Origin of the sequence: Agrobacterium vitis (assembly GCF_037039395.1) — a bacterium.
GTDB classification, from domain to species: domain Bacteria; phylum Pseudomonadota; class Alphaproteobacteria; order Rhizobiales; family Rhizobiaceae; genus Allorhizobium; species Allorhizobium vitis_E.
The window spans coordinates 2,429,734-2,445,414 of sequence record NZ_CP146242.1 but is presented as its reverse complement, the minus strand read 5'-3'; the positions used below and the strand labels follow the sequence as shown (position 1 = coordinate 2,445,414).

Here is a 15,681-nt window from a genome sequence, read left to right as displayed (position 1 = left end):
GGGAATAATGATTTATTGCAGCGCAATAAGCAAGACTGCAATCACGCAATAACGCGGGAGCCAGCATAGCCTCATTCGGCGATGTGGTTCCCCTTCGGGAATTCCGCAGCCAGCGCGCTATACCATTTGCCACTGTTCTTCAGCGTGCGAACCTGCGTGTCGTAATCGACATGCACAAGGCCGAACCGCATGCGGTAGCCTTCGGCCCATTCAAAATTATCCATCAGGCTCCAGGCGAAATAGCCCTTCATGGGGATGCCCTCGGCAATCAGGTCGGCCACCACGCCCAGATGCTCGGCGTAGTAATCCAGCCGTGGCTGGTCATCCACCTCGCCGTCAACCGGCTCCATATTATAGCAGGCGCCGTTTTCGGTGATGTAGCAGACCGGCAGCGTGTAGCGGTCGTAAAGCCCTTCCACCAGGGACTTTAGCGCCGGGGCATAAACTTCCCAGCCGATATCGGTCTTGACCGTCGAGACCGGCGGCGCATCCGCCGTGGCGGGGAACTCGGCGCCCTCAGCCGGATTGTCGGCAACCCGCATCGGCGTGTAGTAATTCAGGCCCCACCAGTCGAGTTTCTGGGAGATGATGTGCAAATCGCCATCCTCGATGACAGGCATGCGGTTGCCAAGCGAGGCCATGAATTCTGCCGGATATTCGCCCTTGAAGACCGGATCGAAGAAAACACCATTGTGAAACTGATGGGCGCGCTCAGCGGCGGCCTGATCAGCCGCACTGTCTGAGGCAGGGATAACGGAATGGGCGTTCAGAACCAGACCCGCAGGGACCTGCGGCGCGACCTGCCTGATGGCATCAATGCCAAGCCCATGGGCGAGATTGGTATAGTGCAGAGCATGCAGGGCCGCATCCATATTGCGCTCACCCGGCGCATGCACACCGTAGAGATGGCTGAGCCAGACCGAGCACCACGGCTCGTTGAAGGTCGCCACGGCATCCAGCCTGTCACCCAACCGCGCCATCACCAGCTTGGCATAGCGCTGGAAGGCATAGGCCGTGGAGCGCGCCGTCCAGCCGCCATCGCCCATCAGGGCCAGCGGCAGATCCCAATGATACAGCGTCGCATAGGCTTTGATGCCCCGATCCTTCAACCCATCGACCAGCTTGTCGTAAAAATCCAGCCCCGTTTCATTCACCCGGCCCGTGCCTTCAGGAATAATGCGCGGCCAGGCAATGGAAAAGCGATAGGCGGAAACGCCCATCTCCTGGATCAGGTCGAGATCCTGTTCCCAGCGATTGTAATGATCGCAGGCCACATCGCCATTATGCCGCTCGAACACCCGGCCCGGCATATTGGCAAACGCATCCCAGATGCACGGCTTGCGCCCATCCGCCTTGGTGGCACCTTCAATCTGGTAGGCCGCGGTGGCCACACCAAACAGGAAATCGCCAGGGAAGCGGGCGGCAAGGGCTTTCGGGTCTGTCATCGGGAACCTTTCGGCACTTAAGCGTGAATAAACAGAAGTATCCAGGTCTTAACGCAGTTGCGCCTGGAACGCCACGGACGAAAGATAACACATCGCACCCACTCCTTATATTGTATTGCCCATAGAAAAATGCTACCTAAGGATGCATTACTCTGGGGGATACATTTATGAAAACAGCTTTTATCCATTTTCTCTGCGCGGCGACAATCAGCATGGCGCTACCCGCCACGGCCAACAGCGCCACTCTCGTCTACACCGAGAACCAAACCACGATAAGCTATAGCGTTAATTGGACATCAGGCATGACCGTTGAACAAGCCATGCAAACGGCTGGTCCCGACTATGTCACTGGATGGTCGCATCAGTATAGCGGCAACTCCCTGCTGATGGTTCTCGCCACAGGTACGTTTCCGGCCACGCCGTCAAGCACCGATGGAAAGCTGGGCACGCCCTACTGGTTGCTGTGCGTTGACAGCAAACCTGCCAACACTGGCATGACCCAGCAAACGATTCCGAGTTCAACCTCCGAAGTGAAATGGATTTGGACGTCCCAATACAAATGCAAGTAAGTTGATCGGCCTCCGCCGTATTTCGACTGAAAAGAAAACGCCAAGGGCCATTTCCACAGCCCTTGGCACTCGACTTCAAACTCTCACCCAAGCTCCGTTCTGCTGTGACGACTGAATACATGCCGTCACAAAGGCCACGCCCTTCACCCCATCATCGACAGTCGGATAGACCACATCAGGATTAACCGCCGCCCCCGTTCGTGCGGCAAGGATCGCCTGGGCCGCCTCACTATAGATGGTGGCGAAGGCTTCGAGATAGCCTTCCGGATGACCGCCGGGAATGCGGGTCACGCGGGCAGCTGCCCCGCCAGCCCCGGCACCGCCGCGGGTGATCAACTGTTTCGGTTCGCCGAGCTTTGTGTACCAGAGGTAATTCGGATCGGCCTGCGTCCATTCGATCCCGGCCTTTGTGCCGTAGATGCGCACTTTCAGGCCGTTTTCATTGCCGGTTGCCACCTGGCTGCACCAGAGCAGGCCCTTGGCCCCGCCTTGGAAGCGCAGCATCACATGGGCGTTGTCATCCAGCCTACGGCCTTCGACAAAGGTGTGCACATCGGCGGCGAGTTCCTCCAGTTCCAGCCCGGAAATGAAGCTGCCGAGGTTATAGGCATGGGTGCCAATATCGCCGGTGGAACCACCGACGCCCGATTGGGCCGGGTCGGTGCGCCATACGGCCTGTTTTGCGCCTGTCTGCTCGACAGGTTCCGCCAGCCAATCCTGCGGATATTCCATCTGCACCAGCCGGATCTCGCCCAGCTCGCCATTTTGCACCAATTCCCGCGCATGGCGCACCATCGGATAGCCGGTGTAATTGTGGGTGAGGATGAACAGGGCCTTGGCCTTGTCGGCAACCTCTTTCAGCTTTTTCGCATCCTCCAGATTGGAGGTTAGCGGCTTGTCGCAGATCACATGGATGCCGCGTTCCAAAAAGGCTTTTGCGGCTGGGTAATGCATGTGATTGGGCGTGACGATAGACACCGCCTCGATCCCATCCGGGCGAGCAGCCTCGCTCGAAGCCATTTCTTCAAACGATCCATAGCAGCGGGTGGGATCGAGCCCCAGATCCCGGCCAGAAGCCAGGGATTTTTCCGGCGTCGAGGATAAAGCTCCCGCCACCAGATCATAATGGTCGTCGAGCCTTGCCGCCATGCGGTGTACCGCGCCGATAAACGCGCCCTGCCCGCCGCCCACCATGCCGAGGCGGATTTTGGGGGCGCGTTGCTGCGATTTGCTTGCTTCGATGGTCATTGGAATTTCCTCCTCAAGATTCGTAGAACGCGGGGTACCCCCCTCTGTCACTCCCGTAACATCTCCCCCTCAAGGGGGGAGATTGGCCGCAAACCTTGCTATTTTAATCATCAAGTCGCCGACATCTCACCACTCGATCTCCCCCTTTGAGGGGGAAATGCCCGGCAGGGCAGAGGTGGGTATCGCCGCAAGCGGAAACGATATTTACAGCCCTAACATCCGCCGGTTGGCGGCCTCATCCGTGCCGCTGGCGGCGAAATCGTCAAAGGCATGTTCCGTCACCCGGATAATATGGGCATTGACGAATTCAGCGCCTTCGCGGGCGCCGTCTTCCGGGTGTTTTAGAGCGCATTCCCACTCGACCACCGCCCAGCCTTCGAAATCATTGGCGGCCATTTTCGAGAAGATCGCGCCGAAGTCCACCTGGCCGTCGCCTGGTGAGCGGAAGCGCCCGGCGCGGTTGACCCAGGATTGGTAGCCACCGTAAACGCCCTGACGGCCATTCGGATTGAACTCGGCATCCTTGACGTGGAACATCTTGATCCGGTCTTTGTAGATGTCGATATGGTCGAGATAGTCGAGGCATTGCAGCACATAATGCGAGGGATCATAGAGCATGTTAGCGCGGGGGTGGTTTTTCACCCGCTCCAGAAACATCTCGAATGTCACACCATCATGCAAGTCTTCGCCGGGATGGATTTCGTAAGCGATATCGACACCCTGCTCGTCGGCATAGTCGAGAATGGGCAACCAGCGCTTGGCCAGTTCGTCAAAAGCCGTCTCCACCAGCCCTGCCGGACGCTGCGGCCAAGGATAGATAAATGGCCAGGCCAGCGCGCCCGAAAACGTGGCATGCGCATTGATACCCAGATGGCGTGAGGCCTTCAGCGCGTATTTAACCTGGTTGACAGCCCATTCCTGCCGGGCTTTCGGATTGCCGCGCACTTCGGGAGCGGCAAAGCCGTCAAACGCTTCGTCATAGGCCGGATGCACCGCCACCAGCTGTCCCTGCAGATGGGTGGACAGCTCGGTGATTTCGACGCCGTTCTGGCGGGCGATACCGGCCAGTTCGTCACAATAATCCTTGGATTCGGCGGCCTTTTTCAGGTCGATTAATTGGCTGGCCCAGGTCGGAACCTGCACGCCGAGATAGCCTTTGTCAGCGGCCCATTTGGTAATCGCATCCCATGAATTGAAGGGCGCGGCATCACCGGCAAACTGGCCCAAAAACAGGCCGGGGCCTTTAATCGTCTTCATAAACATCTCCTCCAAAATGACTGAAACGTTGCAGTTTATCTATCAAAGAAAACTGACAGGGAAAACCTCCATTTCCCTGTCATGCCAAGTCTCTGACATGCTGACGCATCCTCGACTTGAAAAAATTGAAAATATCTCAAATGCATCAGAGGCTTGAGATATTTTCAAAGAGAATACAAAGAGTCATTTTCAATGCATCTTCGTATCAGTGCATCAAAGCGATCAGACGTAGCGATTGACGACGTTTTCCAGCAATTCCTGCTGACCGGACACCGGCTGCGGATTGATGTTTTCACCTTCAACCCGGGCAGCAATGCTCTCCAGCGTGCCGCTGGCCAGCATTGTCTTGGCGGCGTCGCTGTTCCAGCCTGCGTAGCGGTTGGCGAGCGGTGCCGACAGCGCCTTGTCTTCCACCATTTTCGCAGCCGCCTTCAGGCCACGGGCGCAGCAATCCATGCCGCCGATATGGCCGATCAACAGATCAGCGGGATCGATGGACTGGCGGCGCAGCTTACTATCGAAATTGGTGCCGCCGGAGGTAAAGCCGCCCGCCTGCAGAACCTGATAATAGGCCAGCGCCATTTCCGGCACGTTGTTGGGGAATTGGTCGGTATCCCAACCGGATTGATAGTCGTTACGGTTCATGTCGATGGAGCCGAAAATACCCAGCGCGTTGGCCAGTGCCAATTCATGCTCGAATGTATGACCAGCCAGAATGGCATGGCCCTGCTCGATATTGACCTTCACTTCCTTCTCAAGACCGTAAGTCTTGAGGAAGCCGTAGACGGTGGCCACATCATAATCATACTGATGCTTGGAAGGCTCCTGCGGTTTCGGCTCGATCAGGATCGCGCCCTTGAAGCCGATCTTGTGCTTGTATTCCACCACCATGTTGAGGAAACGGCCCATATGGTCGAGTTCCTGCTTCAGGTCGGTGTTGAGCAGGGTTTCATAGCCTTCACGGCCACCCCACAGCACGTAGTTTTCGCCACCCAGTTTCTGCGTGGCATCCAGGCAGGTCTTCACCGTGGCTGCGGCAAAGGCAAAGACGTCAGGGTCCGGGTTGGTAGCTGCACCCGACATGTAGCGGCGATGCGAGAACATGTTGGCCGTGCCCCACAGCAGCTTGACGCCGGTATCGGCCTGCTTCTGGGCAAAATAATCGACAATCTCATTGAGATTTCTGGTGTTTTCGGCAAAGGACGCGCCTTCGGGACGCGCATCCGCATCGTGGAAGCAGTAATAAGGCGTGCCGAGCAGCTGGAAGAATTCAAAAGCCACATCGGCCTTCAGCTTGGCAGCATCCATCGAGTCCTTGAACCAGGGACGCTCAAACGTATTGCCGCCGAACGGGTCGGTGCCCGGCCATACGAAGGTGTGCCAATAGGCCACGGCAAAACGCAGATGGTCTTCCATCCGCTTGCCCATCACCACTTCATCGGGGTTATAATGGCGGAAGGCCAGCGGATTGGTGCTGTCAGGGCCTTCATATTTGATCTTGGTGATGTCGCCGAAAAAGCCTGTGCTCATGGGTTTTCCTCCTGATGTTAAACGTTTTCTGTGGTTTTCATTGGGCCAGCTTGACGGGGCCCAATTGCTTGATGGCCGGATAGAGCGCGCGGTAGCGCTGATAGGCGTCCTCGTAACCGTCGCGCAAAGCCGTCACCGGCTCGATGGTTGCTTCCGTCGGTGGGGCTGAGCAAACGGCAAGCGGATCGGCCCCGGTTGCGGCAATCAACCCCAGACGGGCCGCACCAAAGGCAGCCCCAAAATCACCATCGGCTGGAATATCGACGGGAATGCCGAGTGTGGTGGCAATCGATGCCAGCCAGTAGCGCGAGCGCGAGCCGCCGCCGATCGCCGTGACCCGCGACAGGGACGTTCCCGCCGATTTCAGCGCTTCAAGACTGTCCCTGATGGCGAAGGACACGCCTTCCAGCACGGCCTGGGTCAGAACGGTACGGCTGGATTCGTGGCCGAGACCAATGAAAGCACCCCGGATTTCAGCATCGTTATGGGGCGTGCGCTCGCCCGAGAGATAAGGCAGGAAGGTCACACCGGTTGGGGCCTTCAGCTCCTCGCCAAGCTCATGCGTCAGGTCTCCGGCAGGCTTGCCGCTGACACCGGAATACCAGTTCAGGGCGTCCGTGGCCGACAGGATCACGCCCATCTGGTGCCAGGTATTGGGAAGCGCGTGGCAAAAGGCATGCACGGCGCTTTCGGGCTTTGGCAGATAGGAGGCATTGGCGGCAAACAACACACCGGATGTGCCAAGCGACACGAAGGCATGCCCTTCCGCCACCGTGCCCATGCCGCAAGCAGACGCCGCATTGTCCCCTGCCCCGCCCGCAATGATGACACCGGCGCCCATGCCCCAATCCGCCGCAAGCTCGGCTCGCAACCGGCCCGCCTCGGCGGTGCCTTCGACCAGTCCGGGCATGTGCTGTTCGCCGAGATCGGTGACGGCGAGAAGCTCGCTCGACCAGGCGCGTTTACCGGTATCGAGCCAGGAGGTGCCAGCCGAATCCGACATTTCGGATAGATATTCGCCGGTCAGCCAGAGCCGCAGATAATCCTTTGGCAGCAAAACCTTGGCGGTTTTGGCGAATATATCCGGCTCATTCTCCTTCACCCAAGCCAGTTTCGGCGCCGTGAAGCCGGGAAAAACGATATTGCCGGTCAGCGCGCGAAAACGCGGATCGGCGTCCAGCGCCGCAGCCTGTTTGAAGGAGCGGGTGTCGTTCCACAGAATGCAGGGCCGCAAGACGTCACCTTGGGCATCGATCAGCGTTGCCCCATGCATATGGCCGGAAAGACCGATGCCCTTGACGGCGGCAAGCTCGCGGGAAAACTGCGCTTTCAGCCCCGCAATGGCCTCCTGCGTTGCCCTGATCCAATCCGCTGGCGCCTGTTCCGACCAGCCGGAATGCGGGCGAGAGACGGTCAGCGCGCCATTGGCCGAGCCAATCACCGTCTGGTCCGCGTCGATCAACATCGCCTTGACGCCCGACGTGCCGAGATCCAATCCGAGATACATGAGAAGCCTCCCTATTCTGCCTGTTATCGCTGTTCTTGCTCTGGCAGATTGTCTTTGAGAAATATGTCGAGACGAATACGTTCCTGCGCCGCCAGCACCGCCGCCCCATCGGCCTTGGCCTTCAACACCCGGATGGCGCTGCGCACTTCATGTCCGGCGTCCTGGTTCAGCACGGCATCGATCAGTCCGGACACCAGTGCCGCTCTCGTCACCGGCGTCAATTCATGGGCGATCACCAGGGGGCGACGGTCGGCATCCAGCCGCTCCAGCGCGGCGATCAGACCGCGATTGCCTGCACCCAGGCTGTAGAGGCCTGTTATATAAGGCAATTGCGAAAACAGATCCTGCAGCAGGGTTTCGACATGATGCGGATCGTCACGGCCTTCCAGCACCGGCAGCAAGGTCAATTGCGGAAATTCAGCGGCCATCACAGCGCGAAATCCCTCGAACCGGTCGCGGTGGTCGCGCACCAGCATCGACCCGGCGACAATTGCAATGGTCCCTTGCCGTCCGCCGGTAAACCGACCGAGCAGGCTGGCTGCCGTGCGCCCGGCGGCACGGTTGTCTATGCCGACGAAATGGTCACGCTCGGCACCGCTGAGATCCGAGACCAGTGTCACCACGGCCACGCCTGCACCACGCAACCGCGCTACAGCCGCAGCCACGTCCGGCGCATCCACCGCCACCACTGCCACGCCAGCGGGCTGGCGTGCCGCAGCGTCTTCCAGGGCCGCGACCAAAGAACCGGCATCGAAGGCCGTAACATCAATAATATCGATGCGGGTTCGCTCGATGCCAGCCCGGCTGGCAGCGTCAAGCACTTGCAGGCGCAGACCGTGCATAAAGGAATTGTCATTGGCAGGCAGGATGAAGATGAAAGGATAAATCCGGCCTTTGGCCAGATTGGCCGCCGCCAGATCCCGAACATAGCCAAGCACGCCAACGGCGCTTTCCACGCGGGCGCGGGTCGCAGCGCTGACGCCGGTGCGATTGTTCAAAACCCGGTCCACCGTCGCCAAGCTGACGCCCGCCCGTGCCGCAATGTCATGAACCGTCGGCTTCATCTACCCATCTCTCTGCCAGGATTTGACCTTTATCCCATGACCCCGCATCCGTAAATGATTTTTTGATGTACGTACATCAGCCTTGAGCAAAAAAAGGCCGCCAGGTGAGTGGCGGCCAAGTTTTCTGCGGTGGATCGCGGGAATTAATGGCTAGGTAAAAATCTCTACCTAACCAGAATGACGGGGGGTCTTTTACCCGACGAAGCCTTGACCTGCTTTCTCTAGCGGAAAGTCAAATCAATTAGTGCGCCGCATCGGCGGGCACGGCACCTTCAGGTTTTTTTATCATGGTAGAAAGTGCCGTTAGTGCAACAAACAAGATTGTGATCCCTAAAAACACATCCATAAACGCCATGATCCATGCCTGCTGGTTGACCATGCCGGACAGCTTTTTCAAGGCTGCATTATCACCATCAAGTCCATAAAACGCGTAATTGGACGAAAGCGTTTCGAGCCATTTCATCGCCGCTGGCTTGCTCCATGTCACATGTTCGACCATGCGTGCATAATGCTCGTCGGTGCGCCGGGTCAACAGTGTGTTGATGATCGCCAGCCCGACGGCACCACCGAGATTTCGTGTCAGATTGTAGAGGCCTGACGCATTTTTGATCCGCTCGGGAGGAAGAGTGCCAAGGGCAATATTGTTGATCGGAACCATGCACGTCATCAATGCGCAGCCACGCAAGATTTGCGGCACCAGCAAATCGTAAAAATCCCAATCGGCGGTCATGCCCGTAACCATGTAGGTGCCAAGCGCAAAGCTGGTAAAGCCGCAGGCCATCATCAGCCGCGGGTCCATTTTCGTGGACAATATCCCAGCAAGCGGCGCGGTCAGAAACATCGCAAGACCCGAAACAAACATTGTTTCGCCGATCATCAGACTGTCATAGCCGCGTATCCGTGAAAGATAGAGCGGATAGAGATAGGTCAAGCCATAGAGGCCCATGCCCATGACGAAGGAGAACAGTGATCCGAAGGCAAAATTTCGATTGGAAAAAGCCCTGAGATCGACCACGGGCTGCTCGCAGGTGAAGGCCCGGTAGAAGAACACCACCCCACCCACGGTCATCAGCAGAGCGCCCCAAACGATGCGCTCGTCGTTAAACCAGTCCTTGTTATTTCCCTCTTCCAGAACATATTCCATCGCCCCCAGAAAGAGCGCCATGGAAAACAGGCCCCACCAATCGAACTTCGCCAGCAGCGATCTGTCGGGCTTGTCGAAGTCCACGAATGTCCAGACCACGAGGGTGACGATAATACCGGGGAACACGTTGATCAGAAACAGCCAGTGCCACGACATGGCATGACTGATATAGCCGCCGACCGTCGGGCCGATGGTTGGCGCAAGCGTTGCGACCAGGCCGATGATCGGCGAAACGATGCTGCGTTTGGAGGGCGGAAAAATCGTAAACGCCGCCGCGAAAACCGAGGGAATCATGCCGCCGCCGATAAAGCCCTGGATGGCGCGGTAGATGATCATCTGCTCGATATTGGTGGCGGTCGCTGCCATGGCGCTGGCAACGGTGAAGCCAGCCGCCGCGCAGGAAAACAGCACCCGGGTCGACACGATCCGTGCCAGCATGCCAGACAAGGGGATCATGATCACTTCCGCAATCAGGTAGGACGTCTGTACCCAGGACACTTCTTCAGAACCGGCCCCAAGACCAGCCTGGATTTCGGAAAGCGATGCCGAGACGATCTGGATGTCGAGGATGGCCATGAACATGCCGAACACCATCGCCAGAAAGCCGATGACATCGCGCCGGCTCAGCGTGTGCGGAACCTCGCCCGGTCCGGCCGTGCTTGCATTTTCCGTCATGATCCTGCCTCGAAATCCGTGCCTTGCGGTGCTTTTTACTTAGCGACGTGTTACTTCGCGTCAGGTGCCTTGGGCGCGGTGCGGGTATCGACATCGACCACAACACTCAAGCCTGCGCGTAGATAACCCTTGTCGAGCACGTCCTGCGGAATGGAGATCCGTACCGGAACCCGCTGGATGACCTTGGTGAAGTTGCCCGTAGCGTTTTCAGCCGGCAGCATCGAGAAGATCGAACCGGAACCTGCGGCAATCGACACGACTGTTCCTTCAACGGCATGCTCGTCATAGGCATCCACATGCACCCGCACCTTGGAACCCGGCACGATACCGGACAGCTGCGTTTCCTTGAAATTGGCATCGATATAGAGCCTGCCAACCGGCACCAGCGAGGCAAGCCGCTTGCTGCTCGACACGAGATCGCCGACCTGAACGGCCAGATTGCCGATCACACCGTCATAAGGCGCGCGCAGCACGGTGAAATCCAGATCACGCTGGGCCTTTGCAACGACCGTTTCCTCCGTCAACACGCCAGCCTGCGCCTCAGCCTTCTGGGCCTTGAGGACGGCAATGCTTGAAACGGAGGAGGCAACGGCTGCAACCGCAGCATCCACATTGGCCTGGGCGACGGCAAGGGTCGAAGTTGCCGTGTCCAGCTCGGACTGAGACATCACCGACTGGGCCCGCAAATCCGTGACACGCTTGAAGGACAATTGCGCCGTACGCAACGTCGCCTCGGCGGATGCCTGCTGGGCCTTGGATTGCTGAAGAGCCGCTTCGCCGCCCTGCACCTGCGCCTCGATACGCTCCACTGTCAGCTTCTGCGTGGCGAGCTGGCTTTTGGCCTGATCGAGCGCAATGCGGTAATCGCCGTCATCGAGAGTGGCGATCACGTCGCCCTTCTTGACATGATCGTTGTCGGTCACCGAGACCGATTTGACATAGCCGGTCACCTTCGGTGTGATCACCGCGATATCACCGCCAATATAAGCGTCGTCGGTGGAGATCATGAACCGGCCCTCGGTCCAGTAATTGTAGCCGTAATAGCCCGCACCCGCCAGAACCGCCAGCGCGACGATCGGCAGCACGGGGCTGCGGCGCTTCTTCGGCGGGGCCTGTCCCGCGGCAGGCGCCACCGTTGCGGCTGGCGATGCGGCTTCAGCCCGCGCCTTGGCATCGCGTGCCGTCGCGTCGTCTGTCAGCGGATCGGAACCGGCCTCGCTGGTCACACCTTCGTTCAAGGCGGAACGCTCCTGTGCAGCCGATTGGTCCTGTGTATCGACGGCGCGGATCGCGCCCTTTCTGGGAGAAACAGACATAGCGTCACCATACAGCATAAGGCGGAAACAATCGAACGGAACCGTTCGGTTCGATTTGACATAGGCCAATTCATACCGCATATCAAGAGAACAAATGAGTGCCCGCCATCTAAAGTTAATTTTTGTGCTGCAAATGCCCCATATGAGCGAAGACACCCAAGCATGACAGTCGTCGACGATGAAAAACCCGCCCAGGCCGCTTCAGGACGCTTCGCTGCGGGTGAAGATCCGGCAAAGCGCGACCAGATCCTGGACGGTGCCAAACGCGCCTTCATGAAGCATGGCTTCGATGCGGCCAGCATGAACGATGTCACCCGGGAAGCCGGCGTGTCCAAGGGGACGATCTATGTCTATTTCCAGAGCAAGGAAGATCTGTTTGCCGCGCTGATCAACACTCAGAAGCAGAAATTTGCCGCCGCTCTGCGCGATATTCTGGCGGACGAGATCGACCTGCACGATGCTCTGCGCCGTTACGCCAGGGCTTTTACCGATTACATCCTCACCAGCGAGATGATTCCGGCCATGCGCATGTTGCTGGCCGTGCAAGACCGCATGCCTCACCTGTGTAAGAGCTTCATGCAATCTGGACCGGAAAACGTCCGCACGGTTCTGGAGGATTATCTGGAGGTCCAGGTCAAGGCCGGGCGTCTCGAGATAGCCGATACCGAGCTTGCCGCCCGCCAGTTCATCGAACTGGCCACCGGCTCCTATTTCAAGAAGCGGCTGTTCGGTGAAATCGAAGTGCCGCCGCCGCAGGCGGAAATCGACTACATCATCGACAACGCCCTGCATATTTTCATGCTCGCCTATGATCGCAAGGCCAAAAGCGGCCTTGAGGCGCAAGCGGCCAACTGAGTAATCACCACCACACGGTTGATGGTCATCTCACATGACTTGCCGCTCTTGCTGATGCGGCATCGGCTCCCTATTTGTGTCGCAATGCGCTTTTTGCACGGGGGATATCGATTTTATGCAGGACTTTACCTATTTGCTCAGCGATCCGGCGGCCTGGATCGCTCTTGTGACGCTGATTGTCATGGAAGTGGTGCTGGGAATAGACAATCTGGTCTTCATTTCCATTCTCACCAACAAGCTGCCGGAGGGGCAGAGAGACAAGGCCCGCAAGATCGGTATCGGTCTGGCACTCGTCATGCGCCTCGGCCTGCTTGGCACCGTCGCCTGGATCGTTCAGCTGACAACGCCTGTTTTCACCCTGTTCGGCCATGGCTTCTCCTGGAAGGACATGATCCTGATTGCCGGGGGCCTGTTCCTGGTCTGGAAGGCCACCAAGGAAATCCATCACAGTGTCGACCCGGTTGACAAGGAAGGCGATTTCATCGGCACCGCCACGACGACCATGGGGGCTGCCATCGGCCAGATCCTGCTGCTCGACCTGGTGTTTTCCGTTGACAGCATCATCACCGCCGTCGGCATGACCGAACATGTGGTTATCATGGTGATCGCCGTGATCTTCGCCGTCACCGTCATGCTGCTGGCCGCCAACCCGCTGGGCCGCTTCATCGAGAAGAACCCGACCGTGGTCATGCTGGCCCTGGGCTTCCTGATGATGATCGGTATGACGCTGATTGCCGATGGCATGGGCTTCCATGTGCCGAAGGGCTATCTCTACGCCGCCATGGCCTTCTCTGCCCTTGTCGAAGGCCTCAATATGATGGCGCGTCGCAAGAAGCAGGCGACGAAAGCCGAGGACGCGGCGCGCAAGAAACTGCATTGACATTGATTGAGAGAGCAAGGGGCTTCCCTTGCTCTCTTCCTCTTACTGTTACTCTTTCTCTTGCACGGCGGCATTCCGCCTCCCACATCCTCACAGTTCTGATCTGTCATTCTGGTCCTGCCTTGGGAGCTGCCTGTGATCTTCGATGCCGCCATGCTGTCGCTGCGCAATCTGTTTGCGCCGGAAACCCGTTCGGTGTTCTGGAAAGTGCTGGGCTTGACGCTTGCCGCCCTGGCCGGGCTGTGGCTGGCGCTGCGTGAGCTGTTTATCTTCTATCTCTGGCCCTGGTTTGCAGGGTTTTTCCCCGCAACACCCGATTGGGCCGGCTGGCTGGTGCTGATCCTCGGCATTGTCGCCAGTATTGGCCTGGCATTGGTGCTGGCGCTGCTGCTGGCGCCGGTCACCGCCATCATTGCCGGCCTGTTTCTTGATGATGTCGCCGAAGTGGTGGAAAAGCGGGATTACCCAACCGATGCGCCGGGCACGGCCATGCGGCTTGGCGACGCCATCGTCCAATCGCTGCAATTTTTCGGCATCGTCATCCTCGGCAATCTCATCGCCTTCATGCTGCTCTTCGTGCCGGGCATCAACCTGATCGCGTTTTTCCTGGTCAACGGCTATTTGCTGGGCCGGGAGTTTTTCGAATTCGCGGCCATGCGGCTGCGCCCGACCATTGAGGCGCGGCAATTTCGCGCCAAGCATTCCGGCACGATCTTCCTGGCCGGACTGGTGATTGCAGCGTTTCTGGCAATCCCGATCCTCAACCTGCTGACGCCGCTGTTTGCCGCGGGGCTGATGGTGCATCTGCACAAGATGCTGTCCGTCAAAGATCCGCAGTTTTCAAAGGATCTGCGGCGGTAGCTCCACCAGCGGTGCGGGCACGTCGCAGGTCTTTTCCGGCGATTTGCATAGATCGGCAATCACGCAGCGCTCGCATTCCGGCTTGCGGGCCTTGCAACAGTAGCGCCCATGCAGGATCAGCCAGTGATGGGCATGGAAGAGATAGTGCGTGGGGATGATCCGCATCAGGATCTCCTCGATCTCATCCGGCGTTTTACCGGGCGCCAGCCGGATGCGGTTGCCGATCCGTAAAATATGCGTATCAACAGCCATGGTGGGAATGCCGAAGGCCATGGACATCACCACATTGGCGGTCTTGCGGCCGACGCCGGGCAGCGTCACCAGTTCTTCGCGGGTTTTCGGCACCTCGCTGCCGAAATCGTCGATCAGCTTTTGGCTGAGCGCGATGACATTCTTCGCCTTGTTGCGAAAAAGGCCGATGGTCTTGATATAGTCGCGCACCTTCTCTTCGCCAAGCGCCACCATTTTTTCCGGCGTATCGGCCACGGCAAACAGGGCGCGGGTCGCCTTGTTGACGCCCGCATCGGTCGCCTGCGCCGAAAGGGCTACGGCGACGACAAGGGTAAACGGGTTGACATGCTCCAGCTCGCCCTTCGGTTCCGGGCGCTGCACGGAAAACCGCCGGAAGATTTCCTCCAGCTCGGCCTTGGAATAGGCGCTGCGGACCGCGACTTTTCGTCCCGTTGGCTTGGGCTGAGAGCTGGAAGAAATTGACTTTTTCAAAGTTTGAGTGCTGGATTTCATGGGTCTGTCATGGTCTGGTAGGTTGGGAAAGAAGGATGGCGTCCATGGGCGAGGTTGCCGATCAACCGATTTTCGCTGCCGAACTGGTACCCTATCGGTCGCTGGGCCGAAAGGGGTTTCGCATCATGCTGATGCTGTCTGGCCTGGTCTGTGTCGGCTATGGCGGGTTTTTCCTGACGACGGGCGCCTGGCCAATCGGGTTTTTCTTCGGGTTGGATTTTCTGCTGCTCTACGGTGCCTTCCGGCTGAATTACCGGGCGGCCAAAGCCCGCGAAGAAGTCACCGTGTCGCGCACCGCCGTCTCGATCCGCAAATTCACCCCCTCGGGGCGGATGACGGAATTTCGCTGGAACCCGTTCTGGGCGCGGTTTTTCGTCCGCCGCCACGAGGAGTTCGGGATCATCTCGATGTCGGTGCAGGGGCAAGGCCGGGCCACCGATGTCGGCTCCTTCCTCAATCCCGATGATCGCGAAAGCTTTGCCAAGGCTTTTCGCGGCGCCTTGGCAACGGTAACGCAGCGGATCTGATTTCTGTCACCCCATGGCAAGAAACGGGTGGCACAGCACGGCCTGTCATGGTCAAACCC

14 protein-coding genes are annotated in these 15,681 nt (G+C 58.4%); 5 read left to right on the top strand and 9 right to left on the bottom strand.

All coding sequences use genetic code 11. The features are described 5' to 3' along the window. Positions 1 to 71 precede the first annotated feature (71 nt). Complete coding sequence (locus V6582_RS13825) at positions 72 to 1,445, bottom strand: GH1 family beta-glucosidase (RefSeq protein WP_156631783.1); 1,374 nt, start codon at positions 1,443 to 1,445, stop codon at positions 72 to 74. 167 nt (positions 1,446 to 1,612) lie between these two features. Between V6582_RS13825 and V6582_RS13820 the strand changes: the two genes are divergently transcribed. Then, on the top strand, positions 1,613 to 2,014 hold the full coding sequence (locus V6582_RS13820) for a hypothetical protein (RefSeq protein ID WP_156631782.1): 402 nt from the start codon (positions 1,613 to 1,615) through the stop codon (positions 2,012 to 2,014). Positions 2,015 to 2,089: 75 nt separating this feature from the next. Here the strand turns inward: V6582_RS13820 and V6582_RS13815 are convergent, their stop codons facing one another. From V6582_RS13815 to V6582_RS13785, 7 genes are all read right to left on the bottom strand, one after another. Beyond that, complete coding sequence (locus V6582_RS13815) at positions 2,090 to 3,262, bottom strand: Gfo/Idh/MocA family protein (RefSeq protein WP_156631781.1); 1,173 nt, start codon at positions 3,260 to 3,262, stop codon at positions 2,090 to 2,092. Positions 3,263 to 3,466: 204 nt separating this feature from the next. Next, positions 3,467 to 4,519 (bottom strand): sugar phosphate isomerase/epimerase family protein, encoded by a 1,053-nt coding sequence (locus V6582_RS13810; protein WP_156631780.1) that lies wholly within the window; start codon positions 4,517 to 4,519, stop codon positions 3,467 to 3,469. 222 nt (positions 4,520 to 4,741) lie between these two features. Next, a complete protein-coding gene (gene xylA / locus V6582_RS13805) occupies positions 4,742 to 6,049 on the bottom strand; it encodes a xylose isomerase (protein ID WP_156631779.1) in 1,308 nt (435 codons plus the stop codon). Between the two features lie 37 nt (positions 6,050 to 6,086). Then, positions 6,087 to 7,556 carry a xylulokinase gene (xylB, locus tag V6582_RS13800; RefSeq protein ID WP_156631778.1) on the bottom strand — a complete coding sequence of 490 codons (1,470 nt, stop codon included), beginning with the start codon at positions 7,554 to 7,556 and terminating at the stop codon, positions 6,087 to 6,089. 23 nt (positions 7,557 to 7,579) lie between these two features. Beyond that, a complete protein-coding gene (locus V6582_RS13795; RefSeq protein WP_156631777.1) occupies positions 7,580 to 8,620 on the bottom strand; it encodes a LacI family DNA-binding transcriptional regulator in 1,041 nt (346 codons plus the stop codon). Between the two features lie 241 nt (positions 8,621 to 8,861). After that, the gene (locus tag V6582_RS13790; RefSeq protein ID WP_156631776.1) at positions 8,862 to 10,439 is read right to left on the bottom strand and encodes a DHA2 family efflux MFS transporter permease subunit; all 1,578 of its coding nucleotides are present in this window, start codon (positions 10,437 to 10,439) and stop codon (positions 8,862 to 8,864) included. Positions 10,440 to 10,489: 50 nt separating this feature from the next. Next, positions 10,490 to 11,755, bottom strand: a complete 1,266-nt coding sequence (locus V6582_RS13785; RefSeq protein ID WP_234889667.1) for an HlyD family secretion protein — start codon at positions 11,753 to 11,755, stop codon at positions 10,490 to 10,492. A 162-nt stretch (positions 11,756 to 11,917) separates the two neighbouring features. On the opposite strand from V6582_RS13785, the gene V6582_RS13780 reads away from it, so the two are divergent. From V6582_RS13780 to V6582_RS13770, 3 genes are all read left to right on the top strand, one after another. After that, positions 11,918 to 12,610: a TetR/AcrR family transcriptional regulator gene (locus V6582_RS13780; RefSeq protein WP_156631775.1), complete on the top strand. Its 693-nt coding sequence runs from the start codon at positions 11,918 to 11,920 to the stop codon at positions 12,608 to 12,610. Positions 12,611 to 12,725: 115 nt separating this feature from the next. Continuing rightward, a complete protein-coding gene (locus V6582_RS13775; protein WP_070166885.1) occupies positions 12,726 to 13,490 on the top strand; it encodes a TerC family protein in 765 nt (254 codons plus the stop codon). Positions 13,491 to 13,625: 135 nt separating this feature from the next. Beyond that, complete coding sequence (locus tag V6582_RS13770; RefSeq protein WP_337739242.1) at positions 13,626 to 14,351, top strand: sulfate transporter family protein; 726 nt, start codon at positions 13,626 to 13,628, stop codon at positions 14,349 to 14,351. Here the strand turns inward: V6582_RS13770 and nth are convergent. Continuing rightward, positions 14,331 to 15,095 (bottom strand): endonuclease III, encoded by a 765-nt coding sequence (nth, locus tag V6582_RS13765; RefSeq protein ID WP_156631774.1) that lies wholly within the window; start codon positions 15,093 to 15,095, stop codon positions 14,331 to 14,333. The genes V6582_RS13770 and nth overlap by 21 nt on opposite strands. A 44-nt stretch (positions 15,096 to 15,139) precedes the next feature. Here nth and V6582_RS13760 point away from each other — a divergent pair, with 44 nt between their 5' ends. After that, positions 15,140 to 15,622, top strand: coding sequence for a DUF2244 domain-containing protein (locus V6582_RS13760; protein WP_156631773.1), 483 nt, complete (start codon positions 15,140 to 15,142; stop codon positions 15,620 to 15,622). Positions 15,623 to 15,681: the final 59 nt, after the last annotated feature.